This is a genomic window from Desulfobacca acetoxidans DSM 11109 (assembly GCF_000195295.1).
GTDB lineage: Bacteria > Desulfobacterota > Desulfobaccia > Desulfobaccales > Desulfobaccaceae > Desulfobacca > Desulfobacca acetoxidans.
Map to the genome: position 1 here is coordinate 2622126 of NC_015388.1, position 16887 is coordinate 2639012.

14 protein-coding genes, 1 tRNA gene and 1 pseudogene are annotated in these 16887 nt (G+C 55.5%); 15 read left to right on the top strand and 1 reads right to left on the bottom strand.

Translation table 11 applies throughout. The features are described from left to right. Window positions 1–166 precede the first annotated feature (166 nt). Complete coding sequence (locus tag DESAC_RS15395) at window positions 167–1099, top strand: YkgJ family cysteine cluster protein (RefSeq protein WP_013707297.1); 933 nt, start codon at window positions 167–169, stop codon at window positions 1097–1099. 175 nt (window positions 1100–1274) lie between these two features. Next, a tRNA-Arg gene (locus DESAC_RS11785) sits at window positions 1275–1351 on the top strand. 217 nt (window positions 1352–1568) lie between these two features. On the opposite strand, the gene DESAC_RS11790 is transcribed toward DESAC_RS11785, so the two are convergent. Continuing rightward, window positions 1569–3203 carry an adenylate cyclase gene (locus DESAC_RS11790; RefSeq protein ID WP_013707298.1) on the bottom strand — a complete coding sequence of 545 codons (1635 nt, stop codon included), beginning with the start codon at window positions 3201–3203 and terminating at the stop codon, window positions 1569–1571. Window positions 3204–3366: 163 nt separating this feature from the next. Between DESAC_RS11790 and DESAC_RS11795 the strand changes: the two genes are divergently transcribed. The 13 genes and pseudogenes from DESAC_RS11795 (at window position 3367) to DESAC_RS16325 (ending at window position 16872) form a co-directional block, all read left to right on the top strand. Continuing rightward, complete coding sequence (locus tag DESAC_RS11795; RefSeq protein WP_013707299.1) at window positions 3367–3642, top strand: hypothetical protein; 276 nt, start codon at window positions 3367–3369, stop codon at window positions 3640–3642. Window positions 3643–3760: 118 nt separating this feature from the next. Then, a complete protein-coding gene (locus DESAC_RS11800; protein WP_013707300.1) occupies window positions 3761–4201 on the top strand; it encodes a hypothetical protein in 441 nt (146 codons plus the stop codon). After that, the gene (locus tag DESAC_RS11805) at window positions 4198–5331 is read left to right on the top strand and encodes an MlaE family ABC transporter permease (protein ID WP_013707301.1); all 1134 of its coding nucleotides are present in this window, start codon (window positions 4198–4200) and stop codon (window positions 5329–5331) included. Before DESAC_RS11800 ends, DESAC_RS11805 begins: the two co-directional genes overlap by 4 nt. Window positions 5332–5380: 49 nt before the next feature. Further along, window positions 5381–6139, top strand: a complete 759-nt coding sequence (locus DESAC_RS11810; RefSeq protein WP_013707302.1) for an ABC transporter ATP-binding protein — start codon at window positions 5381–5383, stop codon at window positions 6137–6139. 20 nt (window positions 6140–6159) lie between these two features. Next, window positions 6160–7107, top strand: a complete 948-nt coding sequence (locus DESAC_RS11815) for an MlaD family protein (RefSeq protein ID WP_013707303.1) — start codon at window positions 6160–6162, stop codon at window positions 7105–7107. 1 nt (window position 7108) lies between these two features. Then, window positions 7109–7729, top strand: a complete 621-nt coding sequence (locus DESAC_RS11820; protein ID WP_013707304.1) for a PqiC family protein — start codon at window positions 7109–7111, stop codon at window positions 7727–7729. Between the two features lie 93 nt (window positions 7730–7822). Continuing rightward, complete coding sequence (locus DESAC_RS11825; protein ID WP_013707305.1) at window positions 7823–8347, top strand: V4R domain-containing protein; 525 nt, start codon at window positions 7823–7825, stop codon at window positions 8345–8347. 6 nt (window positions 8348–8353) lie between these two features. Further along, a complete protein-coding gene (locus tag DESAC_RS11830; protein ID WP_083800287.1) occupies window positions 8354–9838 on the top strand; it encodes an adenylate/guanylate cyclase domain-containing protein in 1485 nt (494 codons plus the stop codon). A gap of 249 nt (window positions 9839–10087) precedes the next feature. Beyond that, window positions 10088–10522, top strand: a pseudogene (locus tag DESAC_RS11835) (hypothetical protein); the annotation flags it as partial. Between the two features lie 32 nt (window positions 10523–10554). Then, the gene (locus DESAC_RS11840; RefSeq protein WP_148231241.1) at window positions 10555–10932 is read left to right on the top strand and encodes a hypothetical protein; all 378 of its coding nucleotides are present in this window, start codon (window positions 10555–10557) and stop codon (window positions 10930–10932) included. 42 nt (window positions 10933–10974) lie between these two features. Then, entirely contained in the window at window positions 10975–12480 is a 1506-nt protein-coding gene (locus tag DESAC_RS11845) for an alpha-amylase family glycosyl hydrolase (RefSeq protein WP_013707309.1), read from the top strand. A gap of 500 nt (window positions 12481–12980) precedes the next feature. Continuing rightward, window positions 12981–14264 carry a hypothetical protein gene (locus DESAC_RS11850; protein WP_013707310.1) on the top strand — a complete coding sequence of 428 codons (1284 nt, stop codon included), beginning with the start codon at window positions 12981–12983 and terminating at the stop codon, window positions 14262–14264. Window positions 14265–14316: 52 nt separating this feature from the next. Next, a complete protein-coding gene (locus DESAC_RS16325) occupies window positions 14317–16872 on the top strand; it encodes a hypothetical protein (protein WP_013707311.1) in 2556 nt (851 codons plus the stop codon). The last annotated feature ends 15 nt before the right edge of the window (window positions 16873–16887 follow it).

Consider the following 16887-nt stretch of genomic DNA (forward strand, 5'->3'; position numbering starts at 1 on the left):
CCATTGCCTACCGGTTACCCACCAACCCTAAGAATGTGTGTCGGAGCATTCGGAAGGCGGCATGTGCTTCGCTTTTCCAACCTACGGCGCTCAAAACTTGAAACTTCAAGTTTTTTCTATGCAACAACCGGGAACCGGAAGCTTTTTTTGGTAATACGAGAGCGAAATGACCACTAAACCCAAGTTTACCGGTAAGATTCGTGCCAACCCGCTCATCGCCCTGGAGCGGGGCGGTCGTGAAGTGATGCTCAGCCTTTGGAAAGAATACCTGTCCGAACTTTTAAATCTAAACCCAAAATCCGGCCGTCGCCGCCTCCTAACAGAACGGATCGAACAGGCAGGGGACTTTGACCGCTTATATCAGGATTGGAACGACCTGACCACCCCGGAACGCGCCGACCGCTGGCTTCTTCTGGTCCAGGCTGCCAAAGCGGTGGTGCAGCAGACACAGGGAACCTGTCTGCGCTGCGGTGAATGCTGCACCCAAGGCGCCCCAGTCCTGATGATGGCCGACCTTTCCCTGTTTCAGGACGATCTACTCCACTGGACCGAGGTCTATACCCTCCGTCGGGGTGAGAAAAGCATCTCCCCCAAAACCGGCGAAGAAGTAGTCCTTGCTGAGGAACGGTTGAAAGTCAAAGAAAGCTCTAAAGGTGGCCATTGCCTTTTCTTTGCCCCAAATCCCAACCGCTGCCTCATCTATGATCAGAGGCCGCAGGAATGCCGCAAACTCCCGTGTTACCGGGCCGAACTGGAAAAGGCGCCGGACGTCTCCGGTTTTTTAAACCGGCAGGCCCTGTTCGGGGAAGTTGCGGAGTTGTGGGAATTCATTGCTACTCACGAGGAGCGCTGCGCCATTAACCGACTGGCTACCGCCCTCCAAGATCTGCTGGGGGAGAAAGCCGCGGCAACCGAAGTTGTCTTTGATATCCTCCATTTTGATCATTACTTGCGGCAGATGCTTCTGCAGGAATGGCAAGTTCCTGCCGCCAGCCTGGATCTCCTTCTGGGCCGGCCAGTCAATCAAATTATCCAACAATTCGACCTGCAGGCCGAAATGACGCCAGAAGGAGTCTTCCAGCTGGAGAGACTGCGTTAGAACGTTATTCGGACAATTCTCAGAATATGCCGGTCACGGCTTAAAAACAATGGAGGCTTAAATAAGAGAGGGAAGTCGCATCCCGATATGAGAGACCGGCCGGGATTGAGGCCTGAATTCCGAAGTGGTGCTTGACAGGGATTTTATATCTGTTACCATTGTATAGAAAAGACGCGGGCGATTAGCTCAGGTGGATAGAGCGTTGGTCTCCGGAACCAAAGGCCGGGTGTTCGAGTCACCCATCGCCCGCCAATGAAAATCAAGGGGGTAGATGAAAGTCTGACCCCTCTTTTTATTCCCTTGAAAATCATTTCCAACCCTATTCCCAACCTATCGCAAACATACCAGTAAATGTCCGGGTGGGCGGATTGTCTTTCCTTGGCGCGCTGCCTCCGACTGCTGCTAACGTCCGGGAACCGGGTAGAGAGAGGCGTCATTTGGGAAACCTTCCCGGACCGCAATTTATCCATCAGGTCTTAAGGCCGACCAGGCGCAAGCCATCTAGGAGACCCTCAACCAGGTAGGGGAATTTGGCATAGCAACTGATGAGAAAGCGGGCTCCAGTAGGGAAATCCGGCTTGAGGTGGAGCAGCTCCGCCAACGCCTGGGCCCCTTCTCCCTCCCTTCCCAACCGGCCTAACACCGCGGCCCGCAAAAGTGGATCCCAGAAGAGTTGAGGCATCCGAAAAGCCAGGGCTTCCTGATAGGCTTCCTCACAACTATCCTGAAGATAGTAATAAAAAAATGGGGCCATCCGAAACCACCCGGGGAAGTGGGGATTTAATGCCATGCCTTTTTCCAGGATGGTCAGCCCTCGCTCCCAGTCCCCCAAAAGGGCCAGGAGCCAGCCGAGAAAACCGATGGGGGTAGGCGCATTGGGGTTGAGGGCCAGGGCAGTTTCGGCTTCCGATAGGAACAACTCCCGATCATTTCGGAAGAAATACACATTGGCAAGGGCGACCCGAGCCAACTGGTTCTCCGGCTCCAGAGCCGCCCCCTTTTGGGCCGCGACCAGGGATTGTTCCAAGGGTGATTCCAAGGGTGCTAATTGCAAAGAGTAACTTTGGCTATAGACAAAAGCCAACAAACTCCAAGCAAGACCAGAGTCTGGATCCCGGGTTACGGCCCGCTCCAACACCTTTAGGGTCTCGGCAAAAGTCTGGGGGCTCAAGATGGTGACATGGTGGTAGAAGTGCAGAAAGGCCTCATAGGTTTTGAGAGAATCAGGGGGCTTCTTGCGAGACTCCCGTGACAGGGTTTGGGGGATGATGCCATATAAACTGCCGATCCTGGCCGCCACTTGAAGGGCGATCTCCTCCTGTAAGGCGATGAGACTGTCTGCCCTGAGCTCCCGGTGATATTGCTCCCCCCAGAGCCGCAGGCCGTTCAGCGTATCTATGACGTTGATGGCGATCTTTACGGTCCTGGCGGCCTTGCGGATGCTTCCTTCTACGAGAAAGCGCACGTTCAGGTCCCGACCTACTTCCCGAACGTCATGTTCCTTCCCTTTCCAGTAGAGGGTGGATTGAAAGGCGATCACCCGCAAATCCTGGTAACGGGCCAGTTCGTTGGTGATTTCTTCGGCTAAGCCGTCGGCAAAAAACTCTTGTTTACGGTCACCCGTCAGGTTGCGCAAGGGCATCACCGCCACGGATGGTCCTGGCGGGAGCGCCCAAATCTGTTCTTTGAGAATTTTAAGAGTTACCTCACCTGCGTCCTCCTGCCGGGAAGATGAGCAGAACACGGGCACATAGGCGCCCCGCGGCACATCGATGATTACCGCATCGCTTTGCCCTTGCACCTGGTAGTACTGCTCCAAGGCCCGGCGCAGCCTGCCTGCCATAATCCGGACGATAGGGTCCAAGTTCGGGTCAAAGTCCGCTTTCCTCCCCAGCACCTGGGTGGCAACGGTGTAACCCTTGATTTCAGCGCCCCCGCCGGCCAGGGTTTTTTCCACGATAAATCTAAGAAAGTTCTGTAGATTTAGGGAGCCAACAAACTGTGGACTGATCAGGATTTTTCCAAGTTGCTGCCGGATGGCCTCCTCCGGGGGAGGACTGGCCCCAGATCTTGGAGGAAGTTGATTACTATCTTTGGCAGCCATGGGTACCCCTAACGAGCTATGAATGTCTCTATGATATCAGAAATTACCCGAGAGTGTAAAGAACCTCGATGTTACTGTAATGTTACCGTATTATTACTTTTAAAGGTCAAGCAAATGGGTTAATCAGGGCCTATTGAAATTTGATTTTTCCAGGGTGGACGGTATGACCCCGACAGGCCGCAAAGATGCTCCCCAAAGTGCCGCGCTGGCATCAGTGTTAGAGAATTTCCCGCAGGAGGGGGACAAAATCCGGCAACTCTTTCAGCAAAGTTCTTCCTTCCAGTCCCTTTGCGAGGATTACCGGGATTGCCTGGCCGCCAGGCAGTATTGGCGGCAGGCCTCTTCCGAGGAAGCCACAAATTTGAGTAGATCCTATGCCAAACTCCTCCTGGAACTAGAGCAGGAAGTCCGACAATATCTGGAACAAGGAGAAGTTTAAAGTTTTTCGCTGGGAGAGATGTTGATGAACATTAAACCATACGGCAGAAAGTATCCAGGGATAGGTGGGGAGGGCTTGATTGCCTCAAGTTCGGTTGATTTACCCAGGGAGAGGCAGCATGGGTAGTCATTTTGATCTGGCTCGTTTGGACAAAATCGTGTCCCAGGCCCGGGAATATTTCTTTCAGCACATGCTTTCCGGATCCATGGCGGCTCAACTTGCCGTGGCAGCTTGCGCCCTCCTGGCGGCGTACAAAGTAGTCGCGGTTATCCGCGCCTGGATTACCCGCCAACAGTCAAAATGTTCTTCAGTCCAGGACCTCTGTTACGATCTGAAGAGATTAACGCATTTCTCATACGTGATAGGTCCGGCGTTGGGTTTGATCCTTTTATGGATTCCCTATTGTATTGCCGAACACCTCGACCTACCTCGGGATGGCCTCTACGCTATCGTTATTTGCTTGGTGGCCCTGACTCTGGTGCGGCTCCTTACCGGCCAGATGCAAAACCGCTTCTGGGCCACCATTATAGGGAGATACCATGGAGAAAAAAGCATATGACGACCCGGGGTGAAATGATCATGGAGCAATCTTCGGCTGACACGCTGAAGGTAATGATTTCCGGGGATTGGCTGCTTGGCGGTGAACTGCCAGCCGCCGATAGGGTTCAGCAGAGGCTGGAAGGTAGCCTAGGGGTTCGTAACCTAGTCTTCGACACCCGGGAGCTGGCTCATTGGGACACCGGGCTGCTGACTTTCCTGATGAGCCTGGCTACATTTTGCTCTCAGCAAAACATCTACCTGGACCGTGACGGACTGCCGCCTGGGGCCAAGAGACTGCTGGAATTGGCCTCGGCGGTGCCGGAAAAGAAAGACGCCCATAAGGTGGAGGAGCGGCTGTCGTTTCTCGCCTTTTTGGGCAATGAAACCGTCAATTTTTTCCAGTCTGCTGGCGAACTGCTGGAATTCATCGGCGATGCGGTTATTGCGGTTCTGAGGCTCATACGCGGCCAGGCCCAGTACCGGCGCGCCGATTTAGGTTTGATCATGCAGGCCGTGGGCGTCCAGGCCTTGCCCATCGTCTCTCTCATCTGTTTTTTGGTGGGGCTGATCCTGGCGTTTATCGGCGCCATCCAACTGAAGCTATTCGGGGCCCAAATTTATGTGGCCGACCTGGTGGGCATTGCCATGGTGCGCTTGATGGCGGCGATTATGACCGGCATTGTCATGGCCGGCCGCACCGGCGGGGCCTTCGCCGCCCAACTGGGAACCATGCAGGTGAACCAGGAGATCGATGCCTTGAAAACTTTAGGTATATCACCCATGGAGTTTCTGGTGCTGCCGCGTATGCTGGCACTGGCCCTGATGATGCCCCTGCTCTGCCTGTACGCTAATGTCATGGGCATCCTGGGGGGTATGGCGGTGGGGGTCGGGATGCTCGGTATCGGCTTTATTCAATACTATAACCAGACCGCAGCGGCGGTGGGTCTGTGGAATCTGGGCATCGGCCTGTTTTCCGGCACGGTGTTCGGGGTGATCGTGGCCCTGGCCGGGTGCATGCGGGGCATGCAGTGCGGCCGCAGCGCCTCGGCGGTGGGCGACGCGGCCACCTCCGCAGTGGTCACCGCCATTGTCGGCATCATCGTCTCCACCGCGGCGATCACCATTTTGTGCAACTTTCTGGGAATATGAGACGGCTAGCCCTTAAGTGGAAAAGCCACCATTATCGGATAAAGGGAACATGACGGAAAAAGCAGCCCACATAACGGTGCGCGATCTTACTATGGCTTATGGCAACTTTGTCCTGATGCGGGACCTGACCTTTACCATCAACCGGGGTGATATCTTCATCGTCATGGGTGGCAGCGGCTGCGGCAAGAGCACCTTGATGACCATTTTGATCGGTTTGAAAGCCCCGGCCAAGGGTAAGGTCTTTTATGGAGAGGTGGATTTCTGGGGGTCCTCCCCCCAGACCCGCAACCGGATCATGCGCCGTTCCGGAGTGATGTACCAGAGCGGGGCGCTCTGGAGTTCTATGACCCTGGCCGAGAATATCGGCCTGCCGCTGGAAACCTATACCAATCTAAGCCCAGCCCAAATTCGCGAGGTGGTCAAACTGAAACTGGCGCTGGTGGGAATGGCCGGGTTCGAAGAGTTTTATCCCGCGGAAATCAGCGGCGGCATGCAGAAACGGGCCGGCATCGCCCGGGCCATGGCCCTGGATCCGGAGATCCTGTTTTTCGATGAGCCTTCCGCCGGGTTAGATCCGGTGAGCGCCCGCCGTCTGGATGACCTGATTCTGGAACTGCGGGAGAGCCTGGGCACCACCATGGTGGTGGTGACCCATGAGTTGGCCAGCATCTTTGCGATTGGCAACAATTCCGTATTTCTGGATGTCTCCAAACGGACCATGACGGCTTCGGGCAACCCGAACCAGCTTTTGGCCAAAACCCGAGACCCCAATCTGCGCCTGTTTTTAACCCGGGGCGAGCAATCTTAACCGATAGGATATGGGCACACATGGCTAAGCAAGCAAACCGAATGATGATCGGCGTTTTCGTGGTTCTTGCCGTGATTTTGATGGCCGCCAGCCTGGTGGTCTTCGGGTCAGGCAAGTTCTTCAAGAAAACCGTGAAATGCGTGTTGTACTTCGATGAATCCGTCAAGGGGTTGAATGTAGGCGCGCCGGTGCTGTTCCAGGGCGTTCAAATCGGGTCGGTGACCAGCATTGTTCTCCAAGTCGACCCTGCTAAATTGCAGCCACAAATTCCTGTAACCATCGAATTCGAGCCGGATAGATTCAAGGTGCATGCAGAAGGCGGCAAAATACCCAGAGAGCCCCGAAAAAATATAGCCAAGCTCATCGACAAGGGCCTCCGAGCCGTACTGACGATGCAGAGTTTTATTACCGGGCAACTAATGATCGAGATTGATTTCCATCCCGGCACGCCGGTGGTGCTGAAGAACATCGGCAAAGACTTTATCGAGATTCCAACGATCCCGTCCACCAGCGAACGGCTGGCCCAGACCCTGGATAAGCTGGATCTCGAGGGACTGAAAAAACACTTGGAATCGACCCTGGCCGGTATCGATCGGTTCGTTAACGGCCCGGACCTGATCGCCGGTATCCGGGCTCTGAAAGATACTCTCCAGGATGTCCGCAAAATCGTTGTCAAAATGGAAGGTCAGATTAATCCACTGGCGGACGACGTGAAAAAATCCGTCAAAGATATCGGTAAGCTGGCCCGTAATGCCGAAGCCAAATTAGACCCGCTGGGGACCGGTTTGGATAAGACCATGTCCTCTGTCAGGGGGATCATTTCCGAAGACTCACCGCTGATAGTTGAACTGCAGAACACGATGAAAGAGATTTCCGCCATGAGCCGGTCATTTCGGCAGTTGGCCAATTATCTGGAACAGCACCCCGAAACCGTGATTCGCGGCAAGAAGAGTCCTGGAGGGAAATAACATGAGAGAGACGCCACTTTCTTGCGGCCTACCAATAATCCTGGTCATCGTGGCCATTTTTTGCAGCGGCTGCCTGAGCAGGAGTCAAACACCGCGTTTTTACAACTTGAGTGCAATGCAAAAAGATCAGGTGCTGGTAAAAAGTGAAAGCCCAGCTCAAAACGCGGTTATTGGCATCGGTCCCGTCAATCTGGCCGATTACCTCGAGACGTCGCAGATTGTCACCCGCACCAGCGACAATCAGGTGGGCAAAGCCGAGTACGATCGCTGGGTCGGCTCCTTCAAGGATAACTTCGTGAATGTCCTGGCGGACAATATCGGTTTTCTTCTCCCCACCGAACGGATTAATCTCTACCCCTGGCGTGGGAACGTGTTCATCGACTACCAGGTTACCGTGGACGTGGTGCGTTGCGACGGCCGGTTGGGCGAGGCCGCCTGGCTGGAAAGCCGTTGGAGCATCTTCACGGGTCCGGGAAAAAAGCTGGTACAAACAATGCGGTCCAGTATCAGCGAGCCGGTGACAGGTGCGGATTACTCGGACTTGGTGGCAGCCCAAAGCCGGGCCCTGGCCAGGCTCAGCCAGGAGATTGCCGCGGCGATCAAAAGAGCTGGGAAGAACTGAAGGGGGTCTGCGCGCCGGAAGAGTTCACAGCCGATTCGGCAAGCTTGCCCTTCGAACCGTATGCTAACTCTTCGCCCAAAAGGAGAAGTGAGTATGTTCAGAGAAGAACGGGACGAGAGTCAATTCACCTGGAGCATGCTGGGTGATATCGAAGCAGGCCGTCCGAATCTCGGTCCCATGGTGCACGTGGCGGTGTATCGTCTAATGCAATACACGCTGCGCGACATCCTCATCCGGGATTTTGGGGTCGAAAAAGCTGACCGGATCTTTTCCGAGGCTGGCAAGAAAGCCGGTGCAGAATACTGCGACAATGTGGTCACCGATAAGAGTGACCTGTCCAGCTTCTTTGCCGATATTCAGCGCACCATGAAGGAGCTGGGCATCGGGATCTTCAGGGTTGAATCGGCCGATTCCGAGAAGGGGTCTTTCGTGGTAACTGTGGCCGAGGATCTTGATTGTTCAGGCATTCCCGCTTGCTCGGAGGAGGTTTGCATTTATGATGAGGGATTTATTGCTGGCCTGCTGCTTGCTTACACCGGAAAGGACTTTCACGTCAAGGAAGTGGACTGCTGGGGTTCCGGAGGGCGAGTCTGCCGTTTCACCGTAATTCCCAAATGAGGCGACATGATGCTCTCTGTTGAAGAGGAACTCATTGACCGCATAACGGCAACGTTTCATTACCTGCGCACCGGGAAAGTTCCGCCACCGATTCCTATACCGGATGACCTTCCGGACAATGAAATCCGGCAACTCATCACCTACGTGAACCGCTTTCTCGTTGAGTTCGCTATTTTCAACGAAGCTATGGAGCAGATCGCCCGGGGAGAACTGAACACTCGTCCAATGGCCAGCAAGATGGTGGGGGTCCATTCCTTCAAGGCACTTCAGTCCAACCTCAAGCACCTCACCTGGAAAACGCAACAGATCGCGGCGGGGGACCTCGATCAGAGGGTGGATTTCATGGGAGATTTCTCTACAGCCTTTAACAGCATGACCCAGCAACTAAAGGACTCCCATGAGCAACTCGTTGATTTGAACAAGCAATTAGAGCGCCGCAATAAGTTCATTCGCGAGACCTTCGGGCGTTATACCAGTGACGACATCGTGGGGGTCCTCCTGGATATGCCTGAAGGGCTGAAACTGGGCGGCGAAAAGCGCGAGGTGACGCTGTTGATGTCCGATCTGCGTGGTTTCACGGCCATGGCCGAACGGCTGGAGGCCACCGAGGTGGTGGCCTTGCTGAACCATTACCTCTCGGCCATGGTCGAGTTAATCCACCACCACGGCGGCACCATTGATGAGATCATCGGGGACGCCATCTTCGTCCTTTTTGGTGCCCCCATGGTGATGCCTGACGCGGCTCGGCGCGCCGTCCGTTGTGCCATTAACATGCAGAAGGCAATGCGCGGGGTGAATGAATACAACTTCCAAATGGATTGGCCCGAAATCGAGATGGGGATAGGCATACATACCGGAGAGGTAGTGGTGGGTAACATCGGCTCGACCAAGCGCTCGAAGTATGGAGTAGTGGGGCGCACGGTCAATCTGACGGCGCGCATCGAGAGCTTCACCGTAGGTGGACAGGTGCTTGTCTCACCAACATTAATAAACGCCGTTGGAAGGGGCCTCATCCTCGGTGACGAAGTCAAAGTCCACGCTAAGGGCATGCGGGAACCCCTCAAGTGTCGCGAGTTGCTGGGCCACGGAGACTACCCGGAACTCATGCTCGAAGCGGAAGAGACGATCTTCGCGATGCTTAGTAAACCCTTACCGTTTCACTACATAGTATTGACTGACAAGCATCTTGATGAACAGATGCATCCTGCCACGCTAACCGGAATTTCTCAACGGCGGGCAGTAGTCGAAGCAGCCAGAAATTTGCCGCGTCATTCTAACATAATGCTTCGACTGGAGGTTAAATCCGATGAGGTAAAGTCGGAAGAGTTATATGCCAAAGTGGTTCAGATTCTTGATGAGTCATCAAGTCGCTATGTTATCCACTTCACTTCGATTCCACTCAGGATGCGGGCATGGCTACAACGGCTGGCGAGCACGGTTAACAACCCCCGAGCCAAAGAATATCAGGCGAATAAGGATAAAGCAACGTAAAGCCAAATCCGCAGAGCGAAAACTCAATGAAATAATACATAATAAGGTCTATGGATACATTCCTAAAGATCATCTTGAAGGATTTCACTACGCGGCTCATACCTTCAACAATTTAATATTTCAAAGGAATTGCTGTCCTGGCAAGCAACCCGCTATAATCCAAAAACTAAAAAGGCCGTTTTTCTCTCTCCACTATGGTTAAGGTATACAACTGAGTATACCAAGAAACTCTTAATTTAAGGAGTGAATATGTCTGCCAAAAATACAGAGACCATTCGCCTGCAAGAAGCCAGGGACGGCAAAGCGCCCTGGAAGAAGTGGGGTCCTTATCTCAGCGAACGTCAATGGGGCACCGTACGGGAGGATTATAGCGACAACGGCGACGCCTGGAGCTATTTCACCCACGACCAGGCCCGCTCTCGAGCCTACCGCTGGGGGGAAGATGGACTGGCCGGCATATCCGACGATAAGCAGCACCTATGTTTCGCCCTGGCCTTATGGAACGGTCGGGACCCCATCATCAAAGAGCGCCTCTTCGGACTTACCAACGCCGAAGGCAACCACGGCGAGGACGTCAAGGAATATTACTTTTATCTGGACAGCACCCCCACCCACTCCTACATGAAATATCTTTACAAGTATCCCCAGGCAGCCTATCCATATGCCAACCTGGTGGAAACCAGCGCAGCATTCTGGGAAGTGGAGTCCAATTTCGGGTGCTGATGCACCCGCTGCTTAAACTCAAGTATTTTTTTGCTTATGGCGACTATAACCGCCGCGCCGAGGAAGTGGCTCCCCCCGCTACCGGGCCTTCCTATACCGATTTCCAGTCGATAACGTTTCATTCCTGGGGCATGGTCCTGGAAAAGAACTGGGGAAAGCGAGCCAAACTGGCGTTGGAGAGCAATATCAATTATAGCTGGCAGGGGAACAATATCGGGGTAAAGACCGTCAACGCACTGGCGGAAATGAACTACCTGTTGACCTACCACCTGTCTCTGCGCGCCGTGGGGTTTTATTCTCACAACGTGGGGCCAGGGGCTACTTCTTATCAGATGCGCAGTGTCTCCGGCGGGCTCTCATATCGATTTTAATGGTAAGGAAGAAAGCCCCCCCGCCACTGGGAGGATTTGAACATGGTTCGTTACCCTTCGCTTTACCAGATCAACACCCGGGTGTGGCTCCGGGAGCTTGGAGCCGCCCTGGGGCGTCCTGCCATGTTGGCCGACATTCCCGAGGAGTTTCTCGACCAAGCGGCAGCCAGGGGCTTTGACTATGTCTGGTTCCTGGGCTTGTGGCAGACCGGCCCCGCCGGACGAGCAATCTCCCTGAGCCATCCCGAATGGCTGCGGGAATTCCAGGCGACACTTCCAGGTTTTGCCGAGGCCGACGTTAGCGGTTCGCCCTTTGCAGTGACGGGTTACACCCTGCATCGGGATTTCGGCCAGGAAGAGGATCTATTCGGGTTGAGAGAGCGCCTGCGGGAAAGAGGACTAAAACTTATTGTGGATTTTGTCCCTAATCACACGGCCCCGGATCACCCCTGGGTACAGACCCACCCGGAGTTCTACATCCAGGGGAGTAAAACCGACCTGGAGCGGGAGCCTCACAATTACCGGCAGGTAGAGACCGGTCGCGGCTCTCTCATCCTGGCCCACGGCCGTGATCCTTTCTCTTCCGGTTGGCCTGATACGTTTCAGCTCAATTACCGCCACCCGGCCCTCAGGGAGGCGATGACGCAGGTGCTCCTCAAACTCGCCAAGGTCGCTGATGGCGTGCGCTGTGACATGGCCATGCTGGTTCTCCCTGAGGTCTTCCAGCGTACCTGGGGCGAGCGGTCCCTTCCGGCTGATGGTTCGGATCCCATGGACGAGCCCTTCTGGCCAACAGTCACCGGGCCGGTAAAGGCCAAAACCCCAGGGTTTATCTTTATGGCTGAGGTCTACTGGGACCTGGAGTGGGAACTCATGCAGCAGGGTTTTGATTATTGCTATGATAAAAAGCTGTATGACCGGCTTTTATCGCACGACGCCGCCGCCGCGCGCAGCCATCTCTGGGCTGATATGGTTTATCAGGATCGGTTAGTCAGATTTATGGAAAACCATGACGAGCCTCGCGCTGCCCAAGATTTTTCTCCGCCAGTGCACCAGGCCGCGGCAGTCATTACCTACTGTATACCCGGTCTGCGGTTCTTTCACGAAGGTCAACTTGAGGGCCGCCGGATCAAAGTCTCTATGCATCTGGGCCGTCGCCCGGAAGAACCGGTTGACCCCAACCTTCAGAAATTCTATCGGAAACTGCTGGCTTGCCTGGAGCGACCGGAAGTGCGGGACGGTCGCTGGAAACTCCTGGAGGTGCGTCCAGCCTGGGAGTGTAACCCCACCTGGGACCGCCTCCTGGCCTTCGCCTGGGAAAGAGTACCGGGGCAACGGTTGCTGATTGCGGTGAATTACGGTCACACCCAGGGACAGTGCTACGTCAATTTCCCCTTTGTTGATTTCAGCGGGAGAAAGGTAATCCTTCAAGACCTGATGAGCGAAACAGTTTATGAGCGGGGAGGTGATGACTTACTGATTAATGGTCTTTACCTGGACCTGCCCGCTTGGGGATATCATATCCTTGCGTGTGACTGGTCTGATTAGTTGGGACGATATGACTCTATGGTTGCCTGGGCCTGGCCCTTCATCAGAACTCCGAACACCTGAGGGAGAAGGAATTTAAACCTCGGTCCATGCGCCTGTTCATCGTGCGTAACAGCAAGGTCCAACCCAAGTGGGTCAAGACCGAAGCTAGTCTCAAAGGCATCACGCAACGGGGCCTGAACACCATCATCAAATATTAGGGGATTGGCGATCTCTACCGGATTTGCGCCATGAGTTAGGTGAACGGGGTGGATTTCAACCTGGCGATGATTCCGGGGGGGGTGACGTGGAACGGCAGGAGTAGTTTGACAGAAATTACATGAATCAGTTGTTCGACCTGTGCAATGACCCGGGCTCCCGAGGATATCCCCGGATGAAGCATCCGCCGAGATTGAAGCAGGCCATCGAGGCTAAGAGAAGGCCGAGGCCACCGGGAGGACCTCTGTTAGAAAATAAAGAGTAAGAAGAAAAAAATATTACTGAATCAAAGGGGAAAGCCCATGATGAACCATGGTGGAAAAAAAGCCAAAACCGGATATAGTCTTTTACCCGGTTTGTTGTCCGGCATACTGTGCACAGTAATCCTCTCCAGTGGAGTGGCCCTTAGCGCCGCCAATTACGAGGTGCCCAGCAATAAACAGGCCTCCGAGGTGTTGCCACCGAAACTGAGGTCCGGACCGCACTTTAACGTTCAGGACCAGGTGGCGGCGGATGGATATATGCTCCGTTATACGGTTAATTCGGATTACGGGACTTTTCAGGTCACCGGCACGTATGGCCTGCGAAAGCTCATTAAAGAAATTCAAGCCATTGCCGCGATGAAAGAAATGAGTCGAGGCGAAGCCTTCGTGGAAGGGGTGAAAGGCAAGGCGCAAGAGACCTTGGAATTTGGGACCAATCTTGTTGCTGATCCCGCCAACACCCTGGCCAGCGTTCCCAAAGGGGTGGCCAAGCTTTTTGACAACATTGCTACGGGTCTTCAACAACCCCGGGAGCCCCGGCGGGATCCCGTGCGCCAACAGCTTTTAAATGTCTCCGACGCCAAACGGAAAATTGCTTATGACCTGGGGGTGGATGTCTACTCCAGCAACCGGGTGCTGCAAAATGAATTGGATAGCCTGAGTAAGGCCCAAGCTCTGGGTTCCTTAGGAGTTTCGGCAGCTATTCCTTATGGTGGCGGCGCTGTGGCGGGTATCAGCAGAATGTCGGCCACTGCCAGCCAAGTGAACCGTCTGCTCCGGGATGAATCGCCGAGTGGACTTCGGAATATCAACGAACAAAAACTTCAGGCCATGGGGGTGGACCAGAGCCTGACGGAGAGATTACTCAATCATACTCAGCTCAGTCCGCGCCAGAAGACTGTTATCGTGGCAAGCCTGGAAAAGCTTCACGGAGCTCAGGGCCGGGGGGCGTTCATCAACTTTGCCTTGCGGGCCACTGACGAGGATTCGGCTAATTTTATGCAAAACATAGCCGAAATTCTGGCGGCTTATCAGCAGTCAGTTGCACCCCTCCAGGAGATCACGGCACCTGGGGTCGTCATGGCCCGGGCGGCCAACGGCACGGTGCTTATTCCCTTTCCTCTGGATTATGGGGTCTGGACGGTACGGGCCGAGCGGGCGGTGAAGAACACCCTGGCCGGCTACAAGATGTCCAGCCGCAATCCTGCTAACTTTGAACTCTGGGTGACCGGCGCGGTGTCTCCCCTCGCTCGTCGTCAGCTTGAGGCCCAAGGCATTAAGGTGGTGGAAAATGTCGAGCAGCGCATCGGTATGATGGATTGATGGCCCTAAGTTTTGTTACAAATGGCTATGAACCGAAAAGGAGAGGTTTGTCATGAACAGAAAGCGTCATGCGAGTAAGTTTAGAAAAATGGCTATCTTGACTATTCTGACTTCGGTTCTGATTCTCAGCCGGGCAGCCATGGCTGCTCAGGAGTCATGGCCCAAGGTCTTTGAGCACCCCAACGGCAAAGTCACCATGTATCAGCCGCAGTTAGAAAGCTTTGAGGCCGACAAGCTCACGGCCCGGGCGGCGGTCTCAGCAAAGCGCAAGGACATGAAGGAGCCGATATTCGGGGTGGTGTGGCTTTCGGCCCGGGTGGCCACCGACCGGGACACCCGTATGGTCACCATTGATGAACCGAAAATCACCGACATCAAAGCAGCCGGGGTGGAACCGGAGAAGTTGGAGAAATTCAAGGAGTTTATCAACTCCGAGGTGCAGGATTTGAGCGCTGACATCTCCATGGACCGGGTTCTGGTCATGGTGGAAGACCTCAAGAAACATCAGGCCGAAGATCAAGGCCTGAGAACCAATCCTCCCAAAATCATCTATGAAAACCAGCCGGCGGTGCTGGTGCCGCTGGACGGCGCCCCGAAACTGCGCCCCCTGGAAAAGACCAAACTCATGCGGGTGGTGAACACCCCCTTCATCATGATCTATGATCCGGCGACCAAGGCCTATTTTCTCAAGGGCGGCGATGTCTGGCTCACCGCCGCCGAGGTGCAGGGTCCCTGGAAAGACGCCAAGAGCCTCCCGGAGGAGATGAAGGCCCTGGAGGAGCGCACCCAGAAAGAAAGCAAAGCGCCCCAGGGGAAAAAGGTGAAGGCCTCCCTTGACCTGATGCCGAAGGTCATCGTCAGCACGGAGCCCACCGAACTCATCGTCTCGGAAGGCGAGGCGGATTGGACACCCATCTCTGGCACCGGGCTGCTCTATCTGAGCAACACCGACAGCAACGTCTTTACGGATACCGCCAGCCAGCAGTATTTTGTGCTCATTTCAGGCCGCTGGTTCACCGGCAAGTCTCTGCAGGAAGGCCCCTGGGCCTATGTGGCCCCGGATAAGCTGCCGGGGGATTTTGCCAAGATTCCAGAAAAGTCTCCCAAGGGTTTTGTCCTGGCCAATGTGGCCGGCACCCAGGAGGCCAAAGAGGCAGCGGCGGAGGCGGCCATTCCTCAGACCGCGGCCATTGACCGGAAAAAGGCCACTACCCAGGTCAAGTACGACGGTCAGCCGCAATTTGAGAAGGTGGCCGGAACTGATTTGGAGTATGCCAAGAACACCGGCCAGGCCGTGTTTAAGGAAGGGGCGAAGTTTTATGCCTGCGATCAGGGGGTGTGGTATGAGGCGGACTCCCCCAACGGCCCCTGGCGGGTGTCAGTCCAGCCTCCCAAAGACAAGGGGAAAATCCCTCCCAGCAACCCCCACTACAACGTGAAGTACGCGGACGTCTATGATTCCACCGACGATGTAGCCTATGTAGGGTATACCCCAGGCTATACTGGGACCTACATGCAGGGCGGCACGCCGGTATATGGCACTGGCTATACCTATCCGGCTTATGCCAGTGACACGGCTTACATCCCTTATCAAGACACCTATGGGTATGGCGCAGCCTACGACCCATATGCCGGATCCTATGCTTCTACCCCCTCGTATTACGATCCCGTCTCCTGGCTAGGTGCTGCCGCAGTAGCTGCGGGCACTGTGGCCCTTACTGCTGCGGTGGCAGACAACTGGTGGGACAATTACAGCCCCGGTTATTACGGTCCGAGTTATTGGGGTGGGGCTAGCGGCTACTGGGGCGCCGGGGGCTACCACTATACCAACATCAATAACATTCATTATAGGGTGGTAGGTATTCCTCCCGCGCCTCCCGGTCAGCGGCCGCCGCGGCCTTGGATGGATGGGCCAAGACCAGGCGACCGGCCGGGTATTGGCGAGCGGCCTGGCCTTGGGGAAGGGCCGAGGGTGGACCACCGTGCAGCCCTGGCCGGGGGTTTGGCTGGAGGTTTGGCGGGTGGGACAGCCGCAGGCTTGGTGGGAAATCTTTACAATCGGCCCGGCAATAAGAATAATCTGGCGGAGCGGCGGCCCGGTAAACCCGGTGAGCGCCCCGGGGGTCCTGGCCAAGTGGGGCGGCCCAAACCCGCAACCCGCCCCGCCCAGGCCAAACCTCGCCCCGCCGGTCCCAACAACGTCTTTGCTGATAAGAATGGCAATGTCATGAAACGGGACAACAAGGGCAACTGGCAGCAGCGCCAGGGGAGCCAATGGAAACCGGCGGCATCTCCGGCAACCCGGCCGGCGGCGGCAACTCGGCCAGCCTCCCGGCCTGAGCGCCCGGCGGCATCGACTCGCCCAACTCCCGCAGCCCGTCCAACCGCGGCTCCGCGGCCCAGCTTCGACAACGGTCGATTGAACCAGGACTTTGCGGCTCGGCAGCGGGGCGAGAGGCGCACCCAGAACTTCCAGCGAGCCAGTTCGGCCTCTCGGCCCAGCCCCAGTTTCTCCCGACCCGGCGGCGGCGGCTTCCGAGGCGGTGGCGGCGGCGGTGGATTCCGCGGGGGCGGCGGTCGCGGCGGCGGCCGGGGCGGCCGGCGTTAGGTTTTCGGTACGAAG